Here is a 24,767-nt window from a genome sequence, read left to right on the forward strand (position 1 = left end):
ATTTTAGTATAGCATGTATCAAATAATTATAATGTATGGTGTGTTTTGAGCTTCGAAATCTATTAACGATACTCGTATGTTTAATTATACAATTAATCCAATTTTAAAAGATAGGTGACTTGAATATGTCTTATGAAGTAAAGCTAGAGGCTTTTAGTGGGCCACTGGATTTATTGTTACATTTAATTAACCGCCTGGAAATTGATATATATGATATTCCAATGGCAGAGCTGACGGAACAATATATTGACCATATCCATGCGATGCAAACGCTTGAGCTAAATGAAGCAAGCGAATACTTAGTTATGGCGGCAACATTACTTGCTATTAAAAGTCGCACGCTCATTCCGATTAATGAGGGCGAAATTGATGCGGAAGAATTCGAAGTCGATGAAATGGATCCACGTGATGAATTAGTAGCACGTTTAATCGAGTATAAAAAGTACAAGGAAGCAGCAGTCCAATTACAAGAACTTGAAAGTGAACGTGGGCAAGTGTTTACAAAAGCTCCTGCTGATTTATCGGAATATATGCCGAAAGAGCAAATGACATTATTCGATACAAATGTCAATGTATACGATATGTTAAGCGCATTCCAAAAGTTATTGCGTCGCAAACAGTTGAAAAAGCCATTATCAACAAGAATCGCACGTCAGGAAATTTCAGTAAAAGAACAAATGCAGACGGTCGTCAATATTTTAAAGCAATCAGGTGGGAAAATGCTGTTTTCACAGTTATTCGAATCAGATGACAAACCAATGCTTGTACTGACATTTTTAACATTACTGGAGCTGATGAAACGTCAAGTTGTTTTTGTAGAACAAGAAAATAACTTTGACGATTTATCTGTATTGCTAAAGAAGGAGGAAATTGACGATGAACTCGAACAAATTATTGAGCCGAATTGAGGCATTATTATTCGTAGCAGGTGATGAAGGTATGACAGCAAAACAGCTTGCACAATATATTGAAGTGGAAATAATGGATATTGAAGCAGGGTTAAGCGAGCTACAATCACAATATGATGACGAAGAATCACGCGGCATCACATTAAAAGAGCTTGCGGGTACCTATCAACTAACAACAAAACCAGAGGTAGCAGATACATTAAAAAGATTAATTGAAAACCCGACCAACCAAGTATTAACGGCAGCTTCTTTAGAAGTACTTTCAATTATTGCGTACAAGCAGCCGATTACTCGTGCAGAAGTAGAAGATATACGAGGGGTGAAAAGTGAGCGACCTATTGCAACGCTTGTATCCCGCGCATTAGTGCAAGAAGTAGGTCGAGCAGAAGGAACAGGCCGTGCGATTTTATATGGTACAACGAAGGAATTTTTAAATTACTTTGGCTTAAAAAATATTAATGAGCTTCCACCATTGCCAGAAGATGTGGATGCAGATGATGAACAACCGACTGATTTATTTTTAACGAAATTCCAGGAAACATTTAATCAAAATTAAAAGGAGTGGTCCGTTGAAAAAATGGATAGTGAGTTTAGTAATTATTCTGTTTGTTGGCTTTCATTCAAATCAAGTAAGTGCTGCCTATGCAAGTTATGTAGTTATTGATGCCGAAAATGGTCGTACATTGGTCGGACAAAATGAACACGAGCGCTTACCAATAGCAAGCTTAACAAAAATTTGGACGGCTTTAATCGTACTGGAACGTAGTGAGTTAACGGATTTAGTGTATGTTTCAAGTCGTGCAGCTTCAGTGGAGGGTTCTTCAATATATTTAGAACAGGGACAAACCTATACAATCGACTATTTAGTACATGGCCTTATGATGCAATCAGGCAATGACGCAGCAACTGCATTAGCCGAGCATGTAGGTGGCTCTATTGAAGGCTTCGTCTATTTAATGAATGAAAAGGCAAAATTGTATCAACTTACAAACACCTATTTCACCAATCCAACGGGCTTACATGATGATAAGCATTTATCGTCTGCCTATGATACAGCAAAAATGCTACAAATTGCGATGCAAAATGAGGAATTTCAAAAAGTTGCCTCAACAAAAGTTTTTTCGCAAGGTATGACTTGGAAAAACAAGCATCGCTTACTTCACGAAGATGTTGGGGCAATCGCTGGAAAAACAGGGTACACAAAAGTAGCAAGCCGCACACTTGCTACTTTTTTTAAACGGGAACAAAAATCATTTGTGGTCGTCACATTAAATGAAGGGAATGATTGGAATATTCACAAAGAATTGGCTAACTATATAGATGCAAATTTTTCGAATGAAGTTATTGTAAAAAAAGGTATTTACAAAACGAATGGCCTGTCCGTTTCGGTTGAAGAACCGATCCAAATGCTTTTAAGAAAAGGAGAGGAACCAAAGCTTCAGCACATACTTCTTGTATCTAGGCATCCTGAGTCAAAGCGAGCGGCTTGGCGCGTATTTGAAGGCGAACGTGTCGTCGCATCAAAACTTGTACAAATTAAGGCGCGTTAAGGTGCACAAATTATTGAGATGAATTTAAATGCTAAACTTTCGATATGCAATCGACAAGATGTGACAAATATAGCATATTCTCTTTTCTAATATAGCGAAGTATGACATAATCAAAAACGTAAAAACTGTGAATACGTACGCTGTGAAGCTTGCGTTATTTGCGAACTATCAATCAATGAGGTGAACTTATGGAACGATTACAGAAAGTGATTGCATACGCAGGTGTAGCATCACGTCGTAAAGCAGAGCAATTAATTTTAGAAGGTAAAGTAAAGGTAAACGGAAAAGTTATTAAAGAACTTGGGACAAAAGTTTCGAATTCGGATGATATCGAAGTAGAAGGTGTGAAATTAGAAAAAGAAGATAAAGTGTACTTCTTGCTCTATAAACCACGTGGTTATATTTCCGCTGTCACTGATGACAAAGGTCGTAAAACAGTAACAGATATTTTCAAAAAGCATGTACATCAACGTATTTTCCCAGTTGGTCGTTTAGATTACGATACAACAGGCTTACTATTATTAACGAATGATGGGGAGTTCTCAAACCTAATGACGCACCCAAAATTCAAAATTGATAAAACGTATATCGCGCGTGTTAAAGGTGTACCAACGAAGCAAGGGTTAATGAAGCTACAGGGCGGAATTAAGCTTGAAGATGGTAAAACGGCACCAGCGAAAGTAAGTATGACAAGCTTCGATGAAAAAGCAGGCAAAGCGATTTGTGAAATTACCATTCACGAAGGCCGTAACCGCCAAGTACGTCGTATGTTCGAAGCAATTGGCACACCTGTTGTGAAATTAAAACGTGAGCGCTTTGCATTCCTAGATTTAACAGGTCTTTCACCAGGTGAATACCGTCAGTTAACGAAGCACGAAGTAAAATTATTACGCGTATTAGCCGAAACTGGTAAAATCGATTCCAATAGATAGGTAGTGGAAACGTTCATAAAGGATTCAAAATAAAGCAATTTTAATTTTGTAATAATTTGCTATAATTACAAACAGTAGTTGCGAAAAAGGAAGGAGGTTTTCTGTTTGGAACAAAAGAAAAAGCGTTCTATTATGCGCGGTGTGATTCTTGCAATTTTAGCTTTAGCCATTGGATATTCTATATATGCCGCCGTAACGAAGGATAAAATAGAATTGATTACAGCTGGTGCTGAGGCGCCGGACTTTGAAGTGGTCGATTTAAATGGTGAAAAACATCGCTTAAAGGATTATAAAGGTCAGGGTGTGTTACTAAATTTCTGGGGTACATGGTGTGAGCCTTGTGAACGAGAGTTTCCTGCAATGGAACGTCAATACGAGTCATTTAAAAAGCAAGGTGTAGAAATAATTGCTGTGAACTTTGCGCAATCTGAATTTGAAGTAAACAAATATGTGACAAATATGGGCATGACATTCCCGGTTGCTATAGATAAAACAAAAAGTGTATTCACTGCCTATAATATCGGCCCACTACCAACTTCGATTTTTATTAAACCAGATGGTACGATTGACCGAGTAATAACAGGTGAAATGAGCGAGGTAGAAATCATTCAATATTTAGAATCAATAAAGCCGGAATAGGAGTTTTTACGCAATGAATAAAATACTTTGTGAATGCGGGCATGAAAATTCAGAAGGCACGAATCTCTGTCAAAAATGCGGTTCTCCTTTATCGGAAGAGGAAAAAAGCAAAAAAATTGCAGACATGCGCTATGAAGGTACAGCCATTCGTTCAAAAACTTATAACAAGTCAATTATTGATAAAATTTGGAATTTCTTTTCGAGTGTTAAGGTAGGGATTGCACTCATTATCATCAATTTAATAGCAGCATCGATTGGTACGATTTTACCGCAGGAATTTTACATAAGTGTCGCAACAGACGCGGAAAAAAAGCAGTACTACTCAGATGTTTATGGTTGGTTCGGTGAAATTTACTATGCGTTAGGTTTATCGGATCTTTATTCATCCCTATGGTTCCAAATACTTGTATTAATGTTAGGTGTGTCCATAATTATTGCCAGTATTGACCGTGGTTTCCCGTTACATAAATCTTTAAAAAATCAACGAGTAAAACGACATATTAATTTCATGAAGCGTCAGCGAGTAGTTGCAAACGGTGTTGCTACTGGGCAACAAGAGCAGACATTAGAATTAGTTGAACAAAAATTGAAAAATTTAAAATACAATGTACGCCGTGAAGATAACGCAGTCATGGCTGAAAAGGGCCGTTTTTCTCGTTACGGTGCCTATGTCAATCATGTCGGCTTAATCGTCTTTATAGTTGGAGTTATGCTGCATTTAGTGCCAGGCTTTTACGTTGATGAATCCATGTGGCTACGTGAGGGTGAAACACGTGCAATTCCAGGTATGGATGGTTATTTCTTGAAAAATGATAAATTCATTTTAGAAACGTATGACAATGATCCACAAGGTGAGCAACTAAAGCAAGGTATTAATACGATGGCAAAAAACTATCAAACAAATGTCACCTTGTACAAGCAAGCTGATGACGCGGTTCCTGGACAAGCTGATAATTTACAAGAAGTGAAGTCTTATGAAATCCGTGTCAATCACCCATTAAAGCATGATGGATATGCGGTATATCAAATGGATTACCGTTTAAATGAGTTAAAAACGATGATTTTTGATTTATCGAATAAAGCAACTGAAGAATCGCTTGGTCAAATTAGCATCGATTTAACAAACCCGCAAGATGAGTACGATTTAGGAAATGGCGCTAAAGTACGTTTAATGGGCTACTACCCTGACTTCTCAGGCTTTAAAGAGGGCGTACCGCAAACAGCGACACAAACACCAAATAATCCGGCGTTCATTTTCAAAATGATTACGCCTGAAACGCCAGATGGAGAAACAAGCTTTGTAGCGATACAGCAAACGCTTGAGCCGGATGGGGAAAATATGTACAAAATGAAGTTTTCAAATGTAGAAATGCGTAATATGTCGGGCTTAATGGTTCGCCATGATAAAACAATACCGATGTTATTTGTGGGTGGTATTATTTTCATGATTGGTGTAGCGATTGGTTCATATTGGAATCACCGTCGTATTTGGATAGAGCAGCTTGAAGATGGAACGATCCATTTAGCTGCACATACAAATAAGAACTGGTTTGGCATCAAAAAGGATTTAGATGCACTAACTAGCCACGCACATTTACCACAATATATTGACCAACATGAACTAGATAATAATGAAAAGGCTGATACAGAAAAGGAAGGTAAAACCTCATGAGTTTAATCGATTTAAGCGGTAACTTGTTGTACGTTGCGTTCATTTGCTATTTAATCGGAACATTTGCATTTGCGGGTTCCATTAAAGAAAAAAATGATACAGCGGCAAGTCGTGCAGACAAGTATGGTAAATTTGCAATCGTTCTAACAATCATTGGTTTTGTAGCGCAATTAGGTTATTTCATTACACGATGGATATATACAGGACATGCCCCTGTTAGTAATATGTTTGAGTTTACAACGGCATTTGGTATGTTTATTGTTTTGTCGTTTATCATAATTTACTTTATGTATAAAGTTTCAGTACTAGGGGTAGTTGCACTTCCGATTGCTTTGTTAATCATTGGGTATGCGGCAATGTTCCCTAGTGAAGTAAGCCCACTTGTTCCGTCACTACAAAGTCATTGGTTAACGATTCACGTAATTACGGCAGCATTTGGACAATCGATTTTTGCGATTAGTGCGGTTGCTGGGTTAGCATACTTACTAAAAAATGTAGACATGTCGAAAAAATCACGAGAGAGCTTTTGGTTAGAAACGGTGATGTTCTGCTGTGTGCTTGTAGTAGGTTTTATCGTTGCGACGATTACATTTACAGCTATGGATTACAAAGCGGAATTTGAATACGTTGATACTTTAGATAATGTAAGTACAACAACTTATAATATGCCAGCATTATTTGGTATGAACGAATATAAAGAGCTGACAGAAAATAAAATGACACCCCTTGTAGAATTACCAGCATTAATTGATGCGCGTAAATTAACATCAGTTGTTTGGTCTATTCTTTTTGGTACGATTTTATACGGATTAATTCGTTTAATCTTCCGTAAAAAAGTAGCAACCATGCTACAACCATTAGTGAAACGTGTGAATTCTACTTTATTAGACGAAATTGCCTATCGCGCGATTTTAATTGCTTTCCCGATATTTACGCTAGGTGCACTGATTTTCGCAATGATTTGGGCACAAAAAGCATGGGGGCGTTTCTGGGGGTGGGACCCAAAAGAAGTATGGGCGCTTATTACGTGGTTATTCTATGCAGCCTTCTTACACCTACGTCTTTCAAAGGGCTGGGAAGGAAAAAAGACAGCTTGGTTAACAGTAATTGGGTTCGTAATTATTATCTTTAACTTAGTTGTTGTAAACTTAGTAATTGCTGGTTTACACTCTTACGCATAAATTTAACAAAATATCGTATTTTTAGAAAAGTTCTTCCTTGTTTGGTTGAGCTTTTCTTTTCAATTGCTATTTGAACAGGTACAATAGAAAAGAGAAACAGAGTTTTGAAAGGGGTAACACCAGTGTCTGAAAATATATCTGTATTAATCGTTGATGATGAGGATCGTATTCGTCGCTTATTAAAAATGTATTTAGAACGTGAAGGATATTTAGTAGAAGAGGCCGAAAATGGAGAACAAGCTCTTGAAATGGCTATGGAAAAAGATTATCACTGTATACTATTAGATATTATGATGCCTGAAAAAGATGGACTAGAAGTATGCGCGGAGTTACGTGAAAAGAAAACGACGCCAATTATTTTACTTACAGCAAAAGGTGAAGAAGCAAACCGTGTACAAGGGTTCGAACTTGGAGCGGATGATTATATTGTAAAGCCATTTAGTCCCCGTGAGGTTGTGCTGCGTTTGAAAGCGATTTTACGTCGCTCAGCAGTGTTCTCACCGGTAAATAATTCATCGTCATCTAAAGATTTAGTTGTGTTTCCACATTTAACAATTGACCATGATGCGCACCGTGTAACAGCTGACGGTACAGAAGTAAACTTAACACCAAAAGAGTATGAGTTGCTTTACTTCTTAGCAAAATCTCCTGACAAAGTATTTGACCGTGAGCAATTATTAAAAGAAGTATGGCATTATGACTTCTTTGGGGACTTACGTACGGTAGATACACATGTAAAACGTTTACGTGAAAAGTTAAATCGTGTTTCTGAAAATGCGGCGAAAATGATCGTAACGGTTTGGGGAGTTGGCTACAAGTTTGAGGTCGTAAATGATTAGAATAGCAACAAGTATCGTCGGGAAGCTATGGGGAACCATTTTGCTTCTCGTTTCGTTTGTCCTGTTCATTTTCACGTTATTCATGTTAGAGCTTTTAGAGAAATATAATAATGAACAATCCGAAATGTCATTGCGTCAAACGGCGGCAGCGATTGTGAGCATTGTTGATCATGATGAATTAGACGATAAACAATTTGCCATTATTTCCGAATTATTAACCGAAACAACGAACGTACTGATTGCAAAAAATTCGGATGAAGTGCTTTATTCTGTACAAGAGGGCGTTAATAAAGAGGAAATTCAAGAAAAAATTATTTCAAGTAAGGTATTTGAAAAGGTATATGCTACCGACGAGCCGATTGTTAAAGAACTAACACTGCCATCGAATACCAAAGAAAATAAAAATAGCAATTACATTGTGCTTGGATTCCCATTAAAGAGCGAAGCGGAAACGCATGGAGCTGTCTTTATGTATAAAAATCCAGAGGCATTGCACCAAACAAGTAAGGAAACGACAAAAATTGTCTTTATCGCAGCGGCCATTGCTTTTGTATTAACAACAATTTTTGCTTTTTTCTTATCTTCTAAAATTACATTACCGCTACGGAAAATGCGTGAACATGCCTTTGAATTAGCAAAAGGGCGCTTTGATTCGAAATTAGATACGAAACAAAATGACGAAATTGGTCAGTTGGCTGTTGCATTTAACCAAATGGGACGCCAATTAAAGCACCATTTAGAAGTTATTCATCAGGAAAAAGAACAGTTGTCTAGTGTTTTAACGTCGATGTCAGATGCCGTTATTACATTTAACCGTGATAAGACGATTTTAGTAAGTAATCCACCTGCTGAACGCATGCTACAAAAATGGTTTGTTACAAGAGGTTTAGATAGCTCAAAACCGATTCCTGTTGAGTTTTATCATATGCTAGATCATGTTTTAAGTTTTGAAGATCAACTTGAAGAAGAGCTGGAAATTGGCAAATCTTATTACAGTATTTCGATTAGCCCGCTCTACAGTGGCGAGTCAATTCGTGGCGCGGTTGCTGTCATTCGCGATAAAACAGAAGAAACGAAGCTTGAAAAGTTAAAATCAGACTTTATCGCCAATGTTTCACATGAATTACGCACACCGATCGCAATGCTACAGGGCTACTCTGAAGCGATTTTAGATGGAGTTGTGGAATCTGAGGAAGAACGTAATGACATGATACGTGTTATTCATGATGAATCCCAGCGTATGAGCCGCTTAGTAACGGATCTATTGGATTTAGCTCGCATGGAAGCGGGTCATATGACGCTCTATAAAGATGATGTACCGCTAGTATCAGTTATTGATCGAATGACACATAAATTCGATCAGCGTGCTAAGGAACATCAAGTACAATTAAAGTTTGAAACGATGATTCCACAAGAAACGATTATTCCGATTGATGAAGACCGCATTGAACAAGTGTTAACTAATTTAATCGACAACGCGATTCGCCATACGTCACAAAATGGCTTCGTTACCGTGTCGATTACAGAAGACCAAGGATATGCAAAAATCGAAGTAAGCGATACAGGGCAAGGCATTCCACAAGACGATTTACCATACGTGTTTGAACGTTTCTACAAAGCCGATAAAGCTCGCACACGTTCAAAAGGTGGGACAGGTCTTGGATTAGCAATTACAAAAAATATCGTAGAAGCACATGAAGGTAAAATCACTGTAACAAGCATAGAACAACAAGGCACTACGTTTACATTCCATTTGCCGCTTAAATAAATAGGGTTGTAGTCTAACATTTGCTACTCTTTAAATTCACCATTTACAACTGAATGGTGAATTTAATTTTTTAACTTGCTTCAGAAATTTTTTGTACCGAAAGCGAAGTGACAGGTACAGAAGCCCCAACTTCTATAAGTTGGGTTGAATGCTAAATATGCAAATCTATACAGTGGGCGTTCAAACCCCGGCTGAATCAAGTTAATGCCCCGGCGGATGTCACAGATTTTTTAGGGGAGTTTTTCGAGCGAGCTCGAAAAAAATCTGGACGCAATTACGCCGAGGCGTAATTGATAGTACCAAATCTATAAAACTTAATAAAATTACGATAAACTTGTTACAACATGTAACTTTTTTTGCATTGAGACGACAAATTATTGAAATGGAGGTGGGATGGGTGCAACAATCCATTTTCCATCGGTTATACGATATGTATCATCACGATGTTTTTAACTTTTTGTATTATATTGTGAAAAACCGCACAGCTGCTGAAGATCTTTCTCATGAAGTTTATATAAGAGTATTGAATGCCTATGACCGATTTGAAGGGAAAAGCAGCGAAAAAACCTGGCTATTTTCCATTGCGAAAAATGTTGCAATTGATTACTTCCGAAAAAAGCAGGTTCGGGATAAACATGCATTTACCGCATTTGATTGGGAGACAGAGCAGCTCGTATCACATAGCCCATCACCAGAACAGTTTGTAGAGTTAAGTGATCAGCTTAGGCAATTACTAGAAGCGTTAGAACAATGTACAGGTGATCAAAAAATGGTCATTATTATGCGCTTTATGCAAGAATTGTCGATTCAGGAGACTGCCGAAATTTTAGGGTGGACTCAAGGGAAAGTAAAAACAACGCAGCACCGGGCATTAAAAAATTTACGTTTAATATTGGAGCAGCAAGATGGAAAGGGGGGCGATTCATTATGAACAAGGAGCAATGGGATGATGAGAATTTAGAAAACCTTTTCAAACAAGCGCCGAAAGTAAATGATCTTCGAACAAAAGATGTAGTACTACAGCGTTTAATTGATGAAGGCGCATTTGATGAAAAACCGCCTCAATTACAAAAAGTAGCACAAAAAAGAATTCGCTGGACACCATTAATTGCCTCGATTGCGTCATTATTTATTTTAGTATTAATAGGTTCACAATTTATAGGGAACAACTCGATTTCAATGGAAAACAGTGCGCGTGATGAAGGAGAAAAGGAATCAACTAGTGACGCTATGGAAGCAAAAATGGCTGACCAATCTGAGGAATCTTCATTGATGACAACGCGTGCTTTTGTAAATGCGACGACACAACAAACACTTGTATACGAATCGCAATTAGAAGGTGTTACATTATTTGAAATGGGCTTATCAGTTGGTACAGAAAGTATTCCAGTAAGTTTTTTAATCCCAAATGATATCGTTTTAAATAAAGTAGGCACAGATCATCCAACGAATTTGCAATTGTATGAAACATTTGCATCGAAAATAGATGAAACAGCTTTAGGCTTTAGTGAGTATCACCCATTTAAAGGAACATTTCATGAACAAGAGGACGGAATAATTCATACATTACCTGATGGACATAATTATGATGCAAGTTCAGCAAACATTTCAAATTATACCGGAGCATTAATCAATACGTTTGGAGATGCTTATAAGGAAGTACAGCTTGAAAATGAACAAGGTGAACCTTTATTTTTCAATCATTTGGGTAATTTGACAGAGCCAATTCAATTACAAGGTGAACAAAGACAATACAATTATTTTGTCTATCAGAAACAAGATGGCTCATATTATTTAAGCCCAAATTTCCATACGAGCTTTTCAACAGTTGAAGAAGCATTAAACAATATGGCAGTTGAATCAAATGATCTATATCAATCAGCCATTTTACCTGATGTGACATTTAATACAGAAGTAAAAGATAATATTGTAACGATTACATTCGATCAGCCGCTTGATTTAGAACAATTTGAGCCAACAGCAGCGATGCGTATGATTGAAGGAATGCTATTAACGGCAGCAAGTTTCGATAAACAAATTAAATTTGAACATATTGTACAAGATAATTGGAGTGGTTTTGACTTCACAAAGCCTTTAGAGAAGCCAATAGGAGCGAATATCGTTTTATATAACTTTTAACTTGATTCAGCAGGGTCTAAATCCTCGACTGAATTGTGGTACGAAGGCTAAAAGCGTCACGTCCTGTGCTAACGCCTTCGTGATCAACTTCGTGTTGACCTAATGCCCCTTGCGGATGTCACAGATTTTTTTAGAAGTGTTTTTCAAGCGTGCTAAAAAAAATCTGGAGGTAATTACGTCGGATCGTAATGAATCTAATCAAATAAATTTACTCGGAATTGTAAGCAAAGGTCTTTACAATTCCGTTTTTTATTTTATAATAGTAATTGTAGTAAAGTTATTCGTACTTTACGAACAAATTTCATATTGATTCATCTTCGGGGCAGGGTGTAATTCCCGACCGGCGGTAATAAAAGTGTCAACTTCTGACCATTTACTTGGAGGACGTTGCGTCAAAGCTTTTTCAGCCCGCGAGCCACAATTTGTGTGCAGGATTTGGTGAGATTCCAAAGCCGACAGTATAGTCTGGATGGGAGAAGGTGAAGGTACGGTCGTCATTTTATGAAAATGTCGCTTGTTCGTAGTGCCAATTTTTTCTTATGCAAATTGTGGGATATTTTTTGCATACACGAAATTGGTCTCATACTACAACAATGCGAATAGACCCTTTATTTAAGTGTGCCTATTTCTCCCTTATGCTTGTTTGTGCATAAGGGTTTTTTCGTGGAATGAAGTGAATCGTCCTTTCTTCTTGCGAGACTGAATCAGCAAAGAGGAGAGATTGCAAATGCAAAAAAGAAGTTTAAAGTTACGCTCGTTCGTAACGATTGCGATGCTTAGTGGGGTATCATTCATATTGATGTTATTAAATTTCCCGCTACCATGGTTCCCGGTGTTTTTACAAATTGATTTCAGTGATGTGCCAGCATTAATTGCGGCTATTACAATGGGGCCGGTTGCCGGTATTATGGTCGAGCTAGTAAAAAACGTACTAGATTGGATTTATACAGGAGCGCCAGAGGGTATACCAGTAGGACATATGGCGAACTTTGCGACAGGTGTATTATTCATTTTACCAGCGTACTTCATTTATAAAAAATTCCCTTCAGTAAAAGGGTTAATGTCAGGTCTAGTTGTTTCGACAGTAGTAATGTCACTAGGTATGGCGGTATTAAACTATGTAGCATTTTTACCACTTTACACGTATTTACTAGGCTTTGAATATAATATGTATGAAACTGTTGTCTTAGGGATTTTACCGTTTAACATTGTCAAAGGTGTGATAATGTTAGTCGTGGTAACAATGCTCTATCGTACAATGCGTGTGTGGATTGAAAATCAACGTAAACAATATTCACTTTAAATAATTTATAACAAGCTATAGAGATGCAGTGTTTTGCTGTATTCTATAGCTTTTTTGTATTTTTTATTACATAAAAGGGGGATAATATTCTAGGATACGCGGTTAAGAATAACTATTCGCTATTGTATTCGACGTAATAGCCTGTTATCATAATGACTATTGTTGTAAAAATCAATATATTTCGTTTATTAGACAACGTAGAAAACATCATGGGAGCGAATGAAATGGAGAAAAAAATACCATTTTCAACATACGCAGTGATCGGAACGATGCTGTTCGGTATGTTTTTTGGGGCGGGTAATTTAATTTTCCCAATCCAAATGGGGCAGTTAGCTGGGACAAACTATTGGTTTGCGCTAACAGGCTTTTTAGTAACGGCGATTGGATTGCCATTTTTAGGGATATTGGCGATTGGCTTATCGGGAAGTAATGGACTACGTGATTTAGGGAGTAAGGTTCATCCGATTTTTGGGCTAGTCTTTGCCTTGGCATTATATTTAACAATTGGGCCATTCTTTGCGATTCCGCGTACTGCAACTGTACCGTTTGTAGTAGGGTTTGAGCCGTTTATTGATCCAGCACAAACGAAAATTTGGCTAGCGGTATTTAGTTTTGTGTTCTTTGCGATTGTGTTTTATTTTTCGTTAAATCCGGCGAAAATTATGGACATTATCGGAAAATATTTAACGCCAGCATTTTTAATTTTCCTATTTATTTTAATTGGTATCAGTTTATTTTCACCGATGGGTAGTTTTGTTGAGCCTACGGGTAGCTATATTAACGAAGCGTTTATGACGGGCTTTAAAGAGGGTTACAATACGATGGACGCCCTTGCGTCATTGGCATTTGGGATAATTGTTATTAATGCGATTAAACGGACTGGTATTACAGATAAAAAAGAAATTGCAAAAGCAACGTGGAAATCAGGAATTTTTGCGATGGCTTTAATGATGCTTATTTATGGGCTAATTGCTTATATGGGTGCATCTAGTGTGACATTGATCGGTACGTTTGATAATGGCGGACAAATTTTCGCTGCAGTTGCGGATCATTATTTTGGTTCTTATGGGGCGATTTTATTAGCGGTTATTATTGTGCTAGCATGTTTAAAGACGAGCATCGGGCTAATTACATCTTGTAGTGAGTTTTTCCATGAGGTGTTCCCGAAAATTAGCTATAAAGTATTTGTAATTGTACTATGTGTGGTGTCATTTACAATTGCGAACTTTGGATTAACAAACATTATTACATATGCGATTCCGGTATTATTGTTCTTATATCCATTAGCGATTGTGTTGATTATTTTAGCGTTAGCAGGGCCTTTGTTTCACTATAAGCAGCCGATATTTGCGGTTGCGATGTTATTTACCTTCTTTATTAGTATAATTGATGGTTATAATGCATTAGTGGCGAGTGTGCCTGCATTTGAAGTTAGCTTTTTAACGAAATTAGCAAGTGTCTATGCGGATATGTTACCGCTTTATTCAATTGGTTTAGGGTGGATTGTACCTGCTGTTGTGGGTGCGGTTATTGGCTATTTTGTTTCACTTATAAAAAAATAAAATGAAGGGACTGAGCGAAAAGTATTTACTTTTCGCGCAGTGCTTCATTCGTGTATTAATTATCCGCTGCAGGCGGTGCTTCTGCGGTGGTCGAAATAAGAACGAATGCTAAAACCGTCACATCGTGTGACAACGCATTCATGACCAGCATCGTGCTGGCCTCCATCCTCGGCGCAAAGGGGTGTCCCAGAATCACTTCTCGGACACCCCTTTTCTGCATTAAAAAGCCACCCGAAATAATTCGGATGGCTAAAATTGTTAATGTACGTCGCGTTTTTGGAAGTTACCACCTTTAACTTCAACAACTTCGTAAACCGTTACGAAAGCATTTGGGTCGATTTCACGGATAATTGTCTTCATTTTGCTTTCTTCCATACGGTTAATAACACATGTAATTTCTTTGAATTCTTGGTTTGAATACGCACCTTGTACGGTTGCAAAAGTTGCGCTACGGCCTAAACGGTCACGAATTGTTTCGACCATATTGATTGGCTCGCTTGTAATGATTTTGAAAGTTTTCGATCCACTTAATCCTTCTTCAACAATGTGGATGACTTTAGAAGCGATAAAATAGGCGATTGCTGAAAGTAACGCCCCTGTAAATCCAAATACTGTAGAGACGATTATGAAAACGAAGAAGTTTAAAAATAGAATTAAATCACTTGTTCCAAATGGTAACTTACGAGAAAGTAATACGGCTAACATATCAAGCCCATCTAAAGCACCACCATTACGAAGTGCAAGACCCATTCCTAAGCCTAAAATAATACCTCCGACAACTGTAATAAGTAATGCATCGCCAGTGATGATTGTAGGCACGTGATGCATTAACATTGTACCCGCTGATAATGAAGCAATCCCGATGACAGAATTAATTGCAAAGCTTTTACCTATTTGCTTATAGCCTAGGTAAATAAATGGAATGTTAAGTACAGCAATTAGTATCCCTAGTGATACGGGGGTTAGTTGTGATATTACGATACTAATTCCTGTAACTCCTCCATCAGATACATTATTTGGGATTAAGACTGCCTCTAAACCGTAAGCGGCTATTAACCCTCCGATAATAATGAATAGCTTTTGTCCGATTGCTTTTGTAATATTTTTCTTTGCCATAAATCTCCTCCTAATAAACTACTACTATTAATTATACATGAATAGTGAGTTGATTGCTTTTTGTTGCGCTGAATAATGTGAATTCTCGATTAAACAATAGAAAACTTGTAAATTATTCTTAGTGATTAGATTTATTTTGAAATAAATGAATTGAATGATATGCGATTATCTTGTTTCGATTAAAGAACTGTACATTTTTAATGTAATGTTATATGATATTACGTCGATAAACTAAAAAAGGGAATAATTGATAGTGAAAAGAGGTGTCCAAAGTGACTGAAGAAAAAACGTTGCAAAATGCAACTTGGAAACGTGATATTACATTATTTTTAAGTAGCCAAACGATTTCACTGTTTGGTTCTTCGCTTGTGCAATATGCAATGATGTGGTATATCACGCTGTCGACGCAATCCGGTATGATGATGACGATTTACATTATTTGTGGTTTTATCCCGACATTTATACTTTCACCTGTAGCGGGAGTATGGGCGGATCGCTTTAATCGCAAAAAGTTGATTGTTTATGCGGATGGAATGATTGCTGTATCGACACTTATTTTAGCGATATTATTTTTAATGGGTTATCAATCGATTTGGTTATTATTCGTCATGGCAGCGATACGGGCACTTGGCACGGGTATTCAAACACCTGCTGTAGGTGCAATTTTGCCGCAAATCGTACCGGAAGAACATTTGATGCGAATCAATGGCATTAATGGTTCGATTCAAGCGATTACCATGTTTGTTTCGCCAATGGTTAGTGCGGCGTTGTTATCTCTAACAACAATGGAAGTGATATTCTTTGTTGACGTAATTACGGCTGCAATTGCGATTATTGTGTTGGTAACATTATTGAAAATTCCTTTGCATAAAAAGGCGGCGAGTAATGAGCAAGTTGGTTATTTGCAAGACTTTAAGTTAGGGATTGACTATATTCGAAAGCATCCATTTTTAAAAAGCTTCTTCGTGTTCTTTGCGCTGTTATTTGTCATGATGGCACCCGCAGCGTTTTTAACCCCACTGCAAGTGACGCGAACGTTTGGTGACGATATTTGGCGTTTAACGGCTATTGAAATTGCCTTTTCGGTCGGGATGATGATTGGTGGAGCGGTTATTGCGACATGGGGAGGATTTAAAAATCGTGTGTATACAATGATGTTAGCTGGAGTTGTCATGGGTATATGTACGATTTTGTTAGGTGTGTTACCGATCTTTACGTTGTACTTAATTGCAATGGGAATATTTGGTATGTCAATGCCGATTTTCAACACACCAACGATGACTATTATACAGGAAAAAGTTGATCCTGATTATTTAGGCCGTGTATTTGGTGTGTTTGGAATGATTTCAACGTCAATGATGCCATTGGGAATGTTAGTATTTGGGCCTTTAGCGGATGTTGTTTCTGTTGAGCAACTACTAATTTGGACAGGTGTGGCAATGTTCGTTGTCACAGTTTGTATTAAATTAAGCAAGGCGTTAATTGAAGCTGGGAAACCATCGATTAAAACAGAGTAAAAAAATTGGGAAAGCCATTTACTACATGAATTTATGTAGTAAATGGCTTTTTTTTTGTATAGAAACCTTACACAAAACGGATGGATACTTCCAAAAAACATTCGAAAAGTTAGATGAAATCCATCTAAAAAACATATGTTAGTTTTTATAACATTAAATTGACAAGGTATCTAACATTGATGTAAAGTTAGAAACAAGAAAGGGAGGCGAGCTGATGAGTCGGGAGTTTCGAAGAGCAATGCCGTTATTGCCAATAAGCATGGTTATGCAATTAACAGAATTAACGGCTAGACAAATTCGCTACTACGAAGAACACGAGCTAATCGTCCCTGCCAGATCAGAAGGGAACAGGAGGATGTTTTCCTTAGATGATATCGATGCATTACTAGAAATTAGAGAATTACTAGAACAAGGCATTAATATGGCGGGCATTAAAAAGGTGTTTGCGATGCGAAATAATAATTATGTTAGAAGTACTGACACGGTACTAATGTCAGATGCAGAATTACGGTCCATATTACGTGAGGAAATGCAGCAGGCGCAGGCGTCAAAAAAAACTTCGCTACGACAAGGTGACTTATCGCGTTTCTTTCAATATAAAAATGAGCAGTAACCATTAAAAAAGGAGAGTGTTGAAGTATGATAAATCCAGTGGTAAATGGAACAAGAAAGTTAACAAAAGAGGATATCAAAAAAATCGTTGTGGACAAAAATGTTAAGTTTATTCGTCTTCAATTCACAGATATTTTAGGGACAATCAAAAACGTTGAAATTCCAGTAAGCCAATTAGAAAAAGCATTAGATAATAAAATGATGTTTGATGGTTCATCAATTGAGGGCTTCGTACGTATCGAAGAATCTGACATGTACTTACGCCCAGACTTAGATACTTTCATGATTTTCCCGTGGACAGCTGAAAAAGGTAAAGTAGCACGCTTGATTTGTGATATCGCTCGTCCAGATGGTACACCATTTGAAGGAGACCCTCGTTCGAACTTAAAACGTATGTTAAAAGAAATGGAGGCCCTAGGTTTCACAGGCTTCAACTTAGGACCAGAGCCAGAATTCTTCTTATTCAAATTAGATGAAAAAGGCGAACCAACATTAGAGTTAAATGATGATGGTGGATACTTCGATTTAGCGCCAACAGACTTAGGTGAAAACTGCCGTCGTGATATCGTATTAGAACTTGAAGAAATGGGCTTTGAAATCGAGGCATCTCACCACGAGGTAGCTCCTGGTCAGCACGAAATTGATTTCAAATATGCAAACGCGATAGAAGCATGTGATAACATCCAAACATTTAAATTAGTTGTAAAAACAATTGCACGTAAACACGGTCTACATGCGACATTTATGCCAAAACCACTATTCGGAGTAAACGGTTCAGGAATGCACTTCAACTTATCGTTATTCCAAGGTGACAAAAACGCATTCTGGGATGAAGGTGCGGATTTACAATTATCAAAAACAGCGAAACATTTTATGGCGGGCGTATTAAAGCACGTGCAAGGTTTCACTGCGGTAACAAACCCAACAGTAAATTCTTACAAGCGTTTAGTACCAGGATATGAAGCACCTTGCTACGTGGCATGGTCTGCGCAAAATCGTTCACCATTAATTCGTATTCCAGCTTCACGAGGATTATCAACTCGTATTGAATTACGTTCAGTTGACCCATCTGCAAACCCGTACTTAGCAATGGCTGTAATTTTAGCAGCGGGCTTAGATGGCGTGAAAAACGAAATCGAACCACCAGCACCAGTTGACCGCAATATTTACGTGATGAACGCAGAAGAACGTGCAATAAATGGGATTGATAGCTTACCAGGCTCTTTAGATGCAGCGTTAGCGACATTAGCAAAAGACCAAATAATCATTGATGCTTTAGGTGACCACATCTATGCAAACTTTAAGGAAGCGAAAGAAGTAGAATTCGATATGTTCCGCACAACGGTTACGCAGTGGGAACGCGACCAATATATGAAGATGTACTAACAAAAAAGCGTTGGAGCGACTTGCTCCAACGCTTTTTTTTAGTTATTTCATTGCTCCAATTTCTCCATGTATTCATCAACATTATGAAATAAAGCAAATTGTGTATTACTGAAAGGAGAAAGTATCTAAGTCTTTTTAGCTTTTCTTTGTTTGTAAGCAATGTAAGTCGTTTTTAAAGATGCGTAACTTCCAATAGCGGCATATCCATAAAACCATCCCATAAATAAACCAGCAAGTAAATTACCCCTGTGGCTAATGAAAATAGAGATAAGTAAACCGATAATTAAAGCTATTGTCGGAATCCATACAGGTTTAATATGGAGTACCTTTTTTAACAGTTGAGTAAGAATCATTACAACTGGGACAGCTATTACGGCATCCCAAAAATTTGTATGTATTGTTGGGAATAATTCCATATTTCACCTCGTTGAAAAGTACTTTTGTTACATTTTCAACTAATATCAATGCTTTTATACATTTCAAATGGCGCTCCACATATATACATTGATACAGAATCCGTACAACCGTTACGCAGTGGGAACGCGAACAATATATGATGATGTACAAAGAAACAAGGGTTGGAGCGACTGGCTCCAACCCTTGTTTTTAACTTATTTCACTACTTTGACTTAATATGGTTACAAGCGCTTTAGAAAGTTTTTCAGGAGGATATGGTTTTGTAAAGTACTTATCTACTTTATATTTATCAACATATTCTCTAGTTTCATCTAATGCAGATGAAATAAGGATCGGGATATTTTTTGTTTCGTCTCGTTCTTTTAGTTGAGCGATTAAGTCCCAACCATTAATGTCATCTCCAAGCATTAGGTCAATGATGATTGCGACAAGTGGTGTTTGAAGGGCTTCTTCAAAGGCTCTTTTAGGATTATCGTGGTAAATAACCGTGAATCCTTTACTTTTTAATTCTTCTGATAAAAGTAAGGCTAAACTTAAATCGTCTTCGATTATCATAACATTTAAACCGGTTTGAATATCAAAGTCATTTTCTTCAAAGCTAGTATTTAAAGTGTTTTTTTGATTGAGCGGTAAGTTAAAGATTACGGTAGTACCATTACCTTCTTCTGATTCTATCCAAATGTCCCCGCCATGTTTTTTTATAATTTCTCTACTAATAGATAGTCCTAACCCGGTTCCACCGATTTTTCGTCTGGACGTATTGTCAATTCGTTTAAATTTTTGGAACAGTTTTGGAATTTCGAGTTTAGGTATTCCTATGCCTTGATCTTTAATGCTAACTTGTAGCATATGATTGATATTTTCAAGTGTAATTGTTACATCTCCACCAGCAGGAGAGAATTTGATAGCATTACCTATCAAGTTAATAAATAATTGTACAAGTCTTTCTTGATCGCCAAGAATATTGACATATTTAGCCTTGTCAATTAAATGGACGTGATGCTTTTGCTCGTGACGGAAACGGTTAACGATGTCTATCGCCAATTCATCTACCGACAGTTGCTGCATCGTATATTGTTGCCTACCAGATTCCATTCTTTGTAAATCTAAGAAATCGTTAATTAAATTTGTTAGGCGAACCGCTTCTTTATGAATCGTTTCGATATATTTTTTTTGTCGCTCTGGTTTTACTTCTTTTGCTAATAAAAGCTCTGTAAACCCAAGAACACTAGATAATGGCGTGCGCAACTCATGGCTGACAGTGCTTACTAATTCGGATTTCATTTGATCGATTTCGTATTCTTTTGTAATATCGCGATGAACGAACATTGTGCCCATCTTTTCATCATTTTTATAAACACTCGTTGCGTATACCTCAATAAATAGCTGTGTATTTTGTGAAATCGAATAACGGAAAGTTCGTGTATCGGTAAAATCTTCGACAATGGACTTTGTGAAAAACAGCGCTAATTCATCAGGTTGGTCACAAATTTCTTGGAAATGCTTCAACGACACATGCTGGGAATCATTTTCGTCATTGTTCGAACCGATAATTGTAGACAATGCTTTATTATTTAATACAACTTCACCTGAAACTGAAACGAGTTGTATCCCTTCGTTTACCGTATCAATAATATTTTGGTTTAGCTGTCTTGAACGTTCAACTTCTTCATACATATGGATACGTTCGAAAGCAATGGACACTCGATTCATTAAGCCATTTAATTCTACAAGTTCTTGCTTAGTAAATGGATATCCTTCGCGTGTTGCCATTAAGACAGCTACAAGATGCCCCTCTGAATTAAAAATAGAAGAGTAAAGGTCATAGCAAAAATAGTGATTTTGTGCAATTTCTTGTGCATTTACTGGAATTTCTCGTGTGATGACAAAGGATTTTTCTTCTTTTAATCGGGATTGTTTATCAATATTTAAATTGCTAACAAGCTGTTCGGCTGTTTGCTCTGATAATCCTTTAGAAACATAAACATGGCCTTCGATAAAATATAAAATACTTGTATCAAAGTTATAAATATCTGTTAAATAGTTATGCAAGTTTTTTAATAGATGCTCTTTATCCAATGTGAATGTTAAAACGTGATTCAGTTCGTTATACTTTTGCAATTGATCGAGTGATCGCTGTAATTGCTCTTGATTTCCTTGTAGTTCATCTTGTTGTGCGACTAACTCTTCATTTTGAGTAGTGAGTACCTCTTCTTTTTCTTGAATCGAGAGGGTCATTTTATAAAACGAATTTGCTAATATCCCGAGCTCGTCCTCTTTTTTTACAAGATCCCCAAGATCAATAAATCGCCCAGAAGCCAATTCATTTGTTGCATTTGTTAACTGTTCAATTGGTTGAATCAAATTGAAGAGCACTCTACGCATAATAATGGCGACAAATAATACAATGAGTGCGCCTAATAAAATCGAGATTAACGTAAATTGTTGTGCTTTATCTACAGCTGTTGAATACAGATTGTTTAAATTTTCTTTTGTATTAGTATCATACATTTTCGTATAGGAGATAAATTGATTAATGAGATCATTTGCACCATCGCTTGATAATTTTCGTAAAGATTCATAGTCATCTGCATCTACATAACTTAATGCATTCGGAAGAATAACGGCTTGATAATTTTCATTAAATTCTACTAAATCTTTATATAATTCTTTTTCCTCATCAGTTAGAGGAAGCTTTGAAAATTGATTTAAATAGTTTTCAAATGCCGCTATATTTTCGTGCATTAATTCAAGTTCTTGTGGATTTTTAAACGCATAATACCCTCTAGCTCTAAATATAATTCCGTTATATGATTCGGCTAAGCCATCGACAATTTGTGCTTTTCCACTAACTGATTCAATTTCTACTTTTAATCTATCATTTGTTGATTTTATATAAAGAACAAAAATAATCATAATGACAGAAAAAATGATTACTAAAGTAACGAGCATTTTAAGAAATTGATTGCGAATATTTTTTTCAAGCAATGGAAAAGAATTAGACATCTAATATTCCCTCCACTAAACTCATTAATTCAATCGGGCTAAACGGTTTGGAAACGAAAAAGTTTGCCCCTTTTTCTAATGCAATTTGACGATCTGACTCTTGCGCTTTCGCAGTAAGCATTAAAATTGGGGTGTTTTCTTTTACCTGTGCTGGAATACGTTCAATGACTTCAAGTCCTGTCAAGTTAGGCATCATATAATCTAAGATGACAAGATCATAAGGTTGTTGATTGATTTTATTGAGCGCATCTAATCCGTCATCCGCTTCGTCAATTTCATATCCTAAATCTTCTAACGTATCACAAATAAGCATTCTTAAAATTTCTTCATCATCTGCTACTAGTATTTTCTTCATATCGTTACCTCTTTCTAATTTTTACATAAACATTCGGTTAATTAAATTTTGAATTCGATTTGAGACATCTGTAATGTTAAAAGGTTTCACAATATAGTCGTTCGCTCCATTTTTTAACGCTTCAACGACATGCTCATTGCCTTTTCTTCCTGTTAACATAGAAACAATAACTTCGTTGGACGTGTGCTTCTCTCTAATTTTCTTCAGCACTTCAATGCCGTCCATTTTCGGCATCAATCCATCAAGTAATATAATGTATTTTGAATTCGGTTCATACCAATTAGAATTCAGGAAATTAAGCCCATTACTAAATTCCATTACTTCAATTTCATAGTTTTCGTTAATCGTCCAATTTTTAAAGTAGTTGGCAACCATGTTTCGGATAATGAATACATCATCAATGACAATAATTTTAATATTTACTTTCTTTGTTACAACGTCGGCTATATTATCAAATATTACCGAGCGATCTCTCCCAGATTGCTTCGCTTCATACAGTGCTTGATCGGCCTTTTCTAACATTTTTTTAGGGTGGAGAAGACATGCATTGGCCTCAATTAACCCTGCTGAAAAAGTTACATTGAAATTAACTCCATTCGCCGTGAAATCTTTATTCACCATTGCTTGACGAATTATTTCAATCAGAGAATAGGCATCTTGTACGGAAGTTTGAGGCAAGAGCATTACAAACTCTTCGCCACCATAGCGACAGAAGATATCTTGTTCTCGCTTTAATTCCATCACCAATGCGGCGAAGCCTTTTAAAACTTCATCGCCAACTAAATGACCGTATGTATCATTCACTTTTTTAAAGTAATCTAAATCTAAAATTACAACTGAAAAAGGTGTTTGATTGCGATTGTATTGTTGAATTAAATATTCAAATTGTGATTCTAAAAATTTTCGATTATATACTTGTGTTAATTCATCAATGATGATCGAGTGCTCTAATTCTTTTTTAAATGCTAATCGGTTCGTAACATAAGATATTAATATTTTTTCATCAATTGGCTTTGGAATGAAATCTAAAGCCCCTAATTCATATGCTTTCACATGATTTGCCTTGCAGTCATTTGCACTAATAATTGTTACAAACATTCGGTCTTTTTTGATCTTTTTCAGCGTTTCTAAAATAGAAAACCCATTGCCATCTGGTAGCATAATGTCTAAAAATACGATAGCGGGCTTTAGTTCGTAAATTAACTCCAACCCACGCTTTTCATTATAAGCAATAACAACGGTATAGCCATTTTTCTCTAAAACTCTTTTTATATACGAAATAAAAATAATATCGTCATCAATGACTAAAATTAATTCCTGATTTAACGTATGGTTTGGAATGGCTAGCTGTGTATCTTCATTCATTGGGTCTGCATTTGTTTGATAAAAATGAATGCCTTCAATGAGTGTGGAAAGAAAAGCCTTCCATTCAGTTTTAATCCATTTATTATTGCTTGTTTCATCTAGTAAATATAATTTTTCATTCGCAATTTGCGAGAAATCATCTAACCCAATAGTGCCTGCGGTTCCTTTTAAATTGTGAAGAAAACTATAAATTTCTCTTTCGGTAATAAACTCTTGCTCAGACCAAGTTTTAAATTTTTCGAGCATTTGTTTGTAGATTAATTGCTGATATTTTAAAGTATCCATTTACTTTCTCTCCATTAATTGTTTTCTATATTACATAGTATATCCTTATGAACAAGAAAACTAGATTAAATTAACCATATTAATGGTGAATTTTTGGAACTGTTAAAGATTTGCACACTCAAAAAAATTGACGAGGATAATGCTACATTACGGTGATTGGATTTTTATTTGTTATTTGAGTCATCGCTTTCTAACTAAAATTACTTTTGGTCTAA

21 protein-coding genes and 1 riboswitch are annotated in these 24,767 nt (G+C 36.6%); of the genes, 16 read left to right on the forward strand and 5 right to left on the reverse strand.

The window, feature by feature from the left end:
* Positions 1-125: 125 nt before the first annotated feature.
* From O7776_RS05710 to brnQ, 13 genes are all read left to right on the forward strand, one after another.
* On the forward strand, positions 126-908 hold the full coding sequence (locus tag O7776_RS05710; protein WP_274309644.1) for a segregation/condensation protein A: 783 nt from the start codon (positions 126-128) through the stop codon (positions 906-908).
* A complete protein-coding gene (gene scpB, locus O7776_RS05715) occupies positions 877-1,464 on the forward strand; it encodes an SMC-Scp complex subunit ScpB (protein WP_241368197.1) in 588 nt (195 codons plus the stop codon). The genes O7776_RS05710 and scpB overlap by 32 nt, the downstream gene beginning before the upstream one ends.
* 13 nt (positions 1,465-1,477) lie before the next feature.
* Complete coding sequence (locus O7776_RS05720; protein WP_274309645.1) at positions 1,478-2,458, forward strand: D-alanyl-D-alanine carboxypeptidase family protein; 981 nt, start codon at positions 1,478-1,480, stop codon at positions 2,456-2,458.
* Positions 2,459-2,646: 188 nt separating this feature from the next.
* A complete protein-coding gene (locus tag O7776_RS05725) occupies positions 2,647-3,390 on the forward strand; it encodes a pseudouridine synthase (protein WP_274309646.1) in 744 nt (247 codons plus the stop codon).
* A gap of 105 nt (positions 3,391-3,495) precedes the next feature.
* Positions 3,496-4,029, forward strand: coding sequence for a thiol-disulfide oxidoreductase ResA (gene resA / locus O7776_RS05730; RefSeq protein WP_274309647.1), 534 nt, complete (start codon positions 3,496-3,498; stop codon positions 4,027-4,029).
* A 13-nt stretch (positions 4,030-4,042) separates the two neighbouring features.
* Positions 4,043-5,701: a cytochrome c biogenesis ResB family protein gene (locus O7776_RS05735; RefSeq protein ID WP_274309648.1), complete on the forward strand. Its 1,659-nt coding sequence runs from the start codon at positions 4,043-4,045 to the stop codon at positions 5,699-5,701.
* A complete protein-coding gene (gene ccsA / locus O7776_RS05740; RefSeq protein WP_274309649.1) occupies positions 5,698-6,882 on the forward strand; it encodes a cytochrome c biogenesis protein CcsA in 1,185 nt (394 codons plus the stop codon). The genes O7776_RS05735 and ccsA overlap by 4 nt, the downstream gene beginning before the upstream one ends.
* Positions 6,883-7,004: 122 nt before the next feature.
* Positions 7,005-7,721 carry a response regulator transcription factor gene (locus tag O7776_RS05745; RefSeq protein ID WP_274309650.1) on the forward strand — a complete coding sequence of 239 codons (717 nt, stop codon included), beginning with the start codon at positions 7,005-7,007 and terminating at the stop codon, positions 7,719-7,721.
* Positions 7,714-9,489 (forward strand): ATP-binding protein, encoded by a 1,776-nt coding sequence (locus O7776_RS05750; RefSeq protein ID WP_274309651.1) that lies wholly within the window; start codon positions 7,714-7,716, stop codon positions 9,487-9,489. Before O7776_RS05745 ends, O7776_RS05750 begins: the two co-directional genes overlap by 8 nt.
* Positions 9,490-9,886: 397 nt before the next feature.
* Positions 9,887-10,420 (forward strand): RNA polymerase sigma factor SigX, encoded by a 534-nt coding sequence (locus tag O7776_RS05755; RefSeq protein ID WP_274309652.1) that lies wholly within the window; start codon positions 9,887-9,889, stop codon positions 10,418-10,420.
* Complete coding sequence (locus O7776_RS05760; protein WP_274309653.1) at positions 10,417-11,628, forward strand: hypothetical protein; 1,212 nt, start codon at positions 10,417-10,419, stop codon at positions 11,626-11,628. Before O7776_RS05755 ends, O7776_RS05760 begins: the two co-directional genes overlap by 4 nt.
* A gap of 309 nt (positions 11,629-11,937) precedes the next feature.
* A riboswitch (FMN riboswitch) is annotated at positions 11,938-12,113 on the forward strand.
* Between the two features lie 242 nt (positions 12,114-12,355).
* A complete protein-coding gene (locus O7776_RS05765) occupies positions 12,356-12,931 on the forward strand; it encodes an ECF transporter S component (RefSeq protein WP_274309654.1) in 576 nt (191 codons plus the stop codon).
* Between the two features lie 224 nt (positions 12,932-13,155).
* Positions 13,156-14,493 carry a branched-chain amino acid transport system II carrier protein gene (gene brnQ, locus O7776_RS05770; RefSeq protein ID WP_274309655.1) on the forward strand — a complete coding sequence of 446 codons (1,338 nt, stop codon included), beginning with the start codon at positions 13,156-13,158 and terminating at the stop codon, positions 14,491-14,493.
* Positions 14,494-14,751: 258 nt separating this feature from the next.
* Here brnQ and O7776_RS05775 read toward each other — a convergent pair whose 3' ends face one another.
* Positions 14,752-15,609, reverse strand: a complete 858-nt coding sequence (locus O7776_RS05775; RefSeq protein WP_274309656.1) for a YitT family protein — start codon at positions 15,607-15,609, stop codon at positions 14,752-14,754.
* A gap of 272 nt (positions 15,610-15,881) precedes the next feature.
* Between O7776_RS05775 and O7776_RS05780 the strand changes: the two genes are divergently transcribed.
* The 3 genes from O7776_RS05780 to glnA all read left to right on the forward strand — a co-directional run bounded on the left by O7776_RS05780 (position 15,882) and on the right by glnA (position 19,124).
* On the forward strand, positions 15,882-17,126 hold the full coding sequence (locus tag O7776_RS05780) for an MFS transporter (protein ID WP_274309657.1): 1,245 nt from the start codon (positions 15,882-15,884) through the stop codon (positions 17,124-17,126).
* 214 nt (positions 17,127-17,340) lie between these two features.
* A complete protein-coding gene (locus O7776_RS05785) occupies positions 17,341-17,739 on the forward strand; it encodes a MerR family transcriptional regulator (protein WP_241368210.1) in 399 nt (132 codons plus the stop codon).
* Between the two features lie 26 nt (positions 17,740-17,765).
* Entirely contained in the window at positions 17,766-19,124 is a 1,359-nt protein-coding gene (glnA, locus tag O7776_RS05790; protein WP_274309658.1) for a type I glutamate--ammonia ligase, read from the forward strand.
* A 125-nt stretch (positions 19,125-19,249) separates the two neighbouring features.
* Here glnA and O7776_RS05795 read toward each other — a convergent pair whose 3' ends face one another.
* The 4 genes from O7776_RS05795 to O7776_RS05810 form a co-directional block, all read right to left on the reverse strand.
* Positions 19,250-19,540, reverse strand: coding sequence for a hypothetical protein (locus tag O7776_RS05795; RefSeq protein WP_274309659.1), 291 nt, complete (start codon positions 19,538-19,540; stop codon positions 19,250-19,252).
* Positions 19,541-19,730: 190 nt separating this feature from the next.
* Positions 19,731-22,547, reverse strand: a complete 2,817-nt coding sequence (locus tag O7776_RS05800; RefSeq protein WP_274309660.1) for an ATP-binding protein — start codon at positions 22,545-22,547, stop codon at positions 19,731-19,733.
* Positions 22,540-22,902, reverse strand: a complete 363-nt coding sequence (locus O7776_RS05805) for a response regulator transcription factor (protein ID WP_274309661.1) — start codon at positions 22,900-22,902, stop codon at positions 22,540-22,542. Before O7776_RS05805 ends, O7776_RS05800 begins: the two co-directional genes overlap by 8 nt.
* 21 nt (positions 22,903-22,923) lie before the next feature.
* Positions 22,924-24,552, reverse strand: coding sequence for a GGDEF domain-containing response regulator (locus O7776_RS05810; RefSeq protein ID WP_274309662.1), 1,629 nt, complete (start codon positions 24,550-24,552; stop codon positions 22,924-22,926).
* Positions 24,553-24,767 lie beyond the last annotated feature (215 nt).

This window comes from Solibacillus daqui, assembly GCF_028747805.1.
Classification (GTDB): domain Bacteria; phylum Bacillota; class Bacilli; order Bacillales_A; family Planococcaceae; genus Solibacillus; species Solibacillus daqui.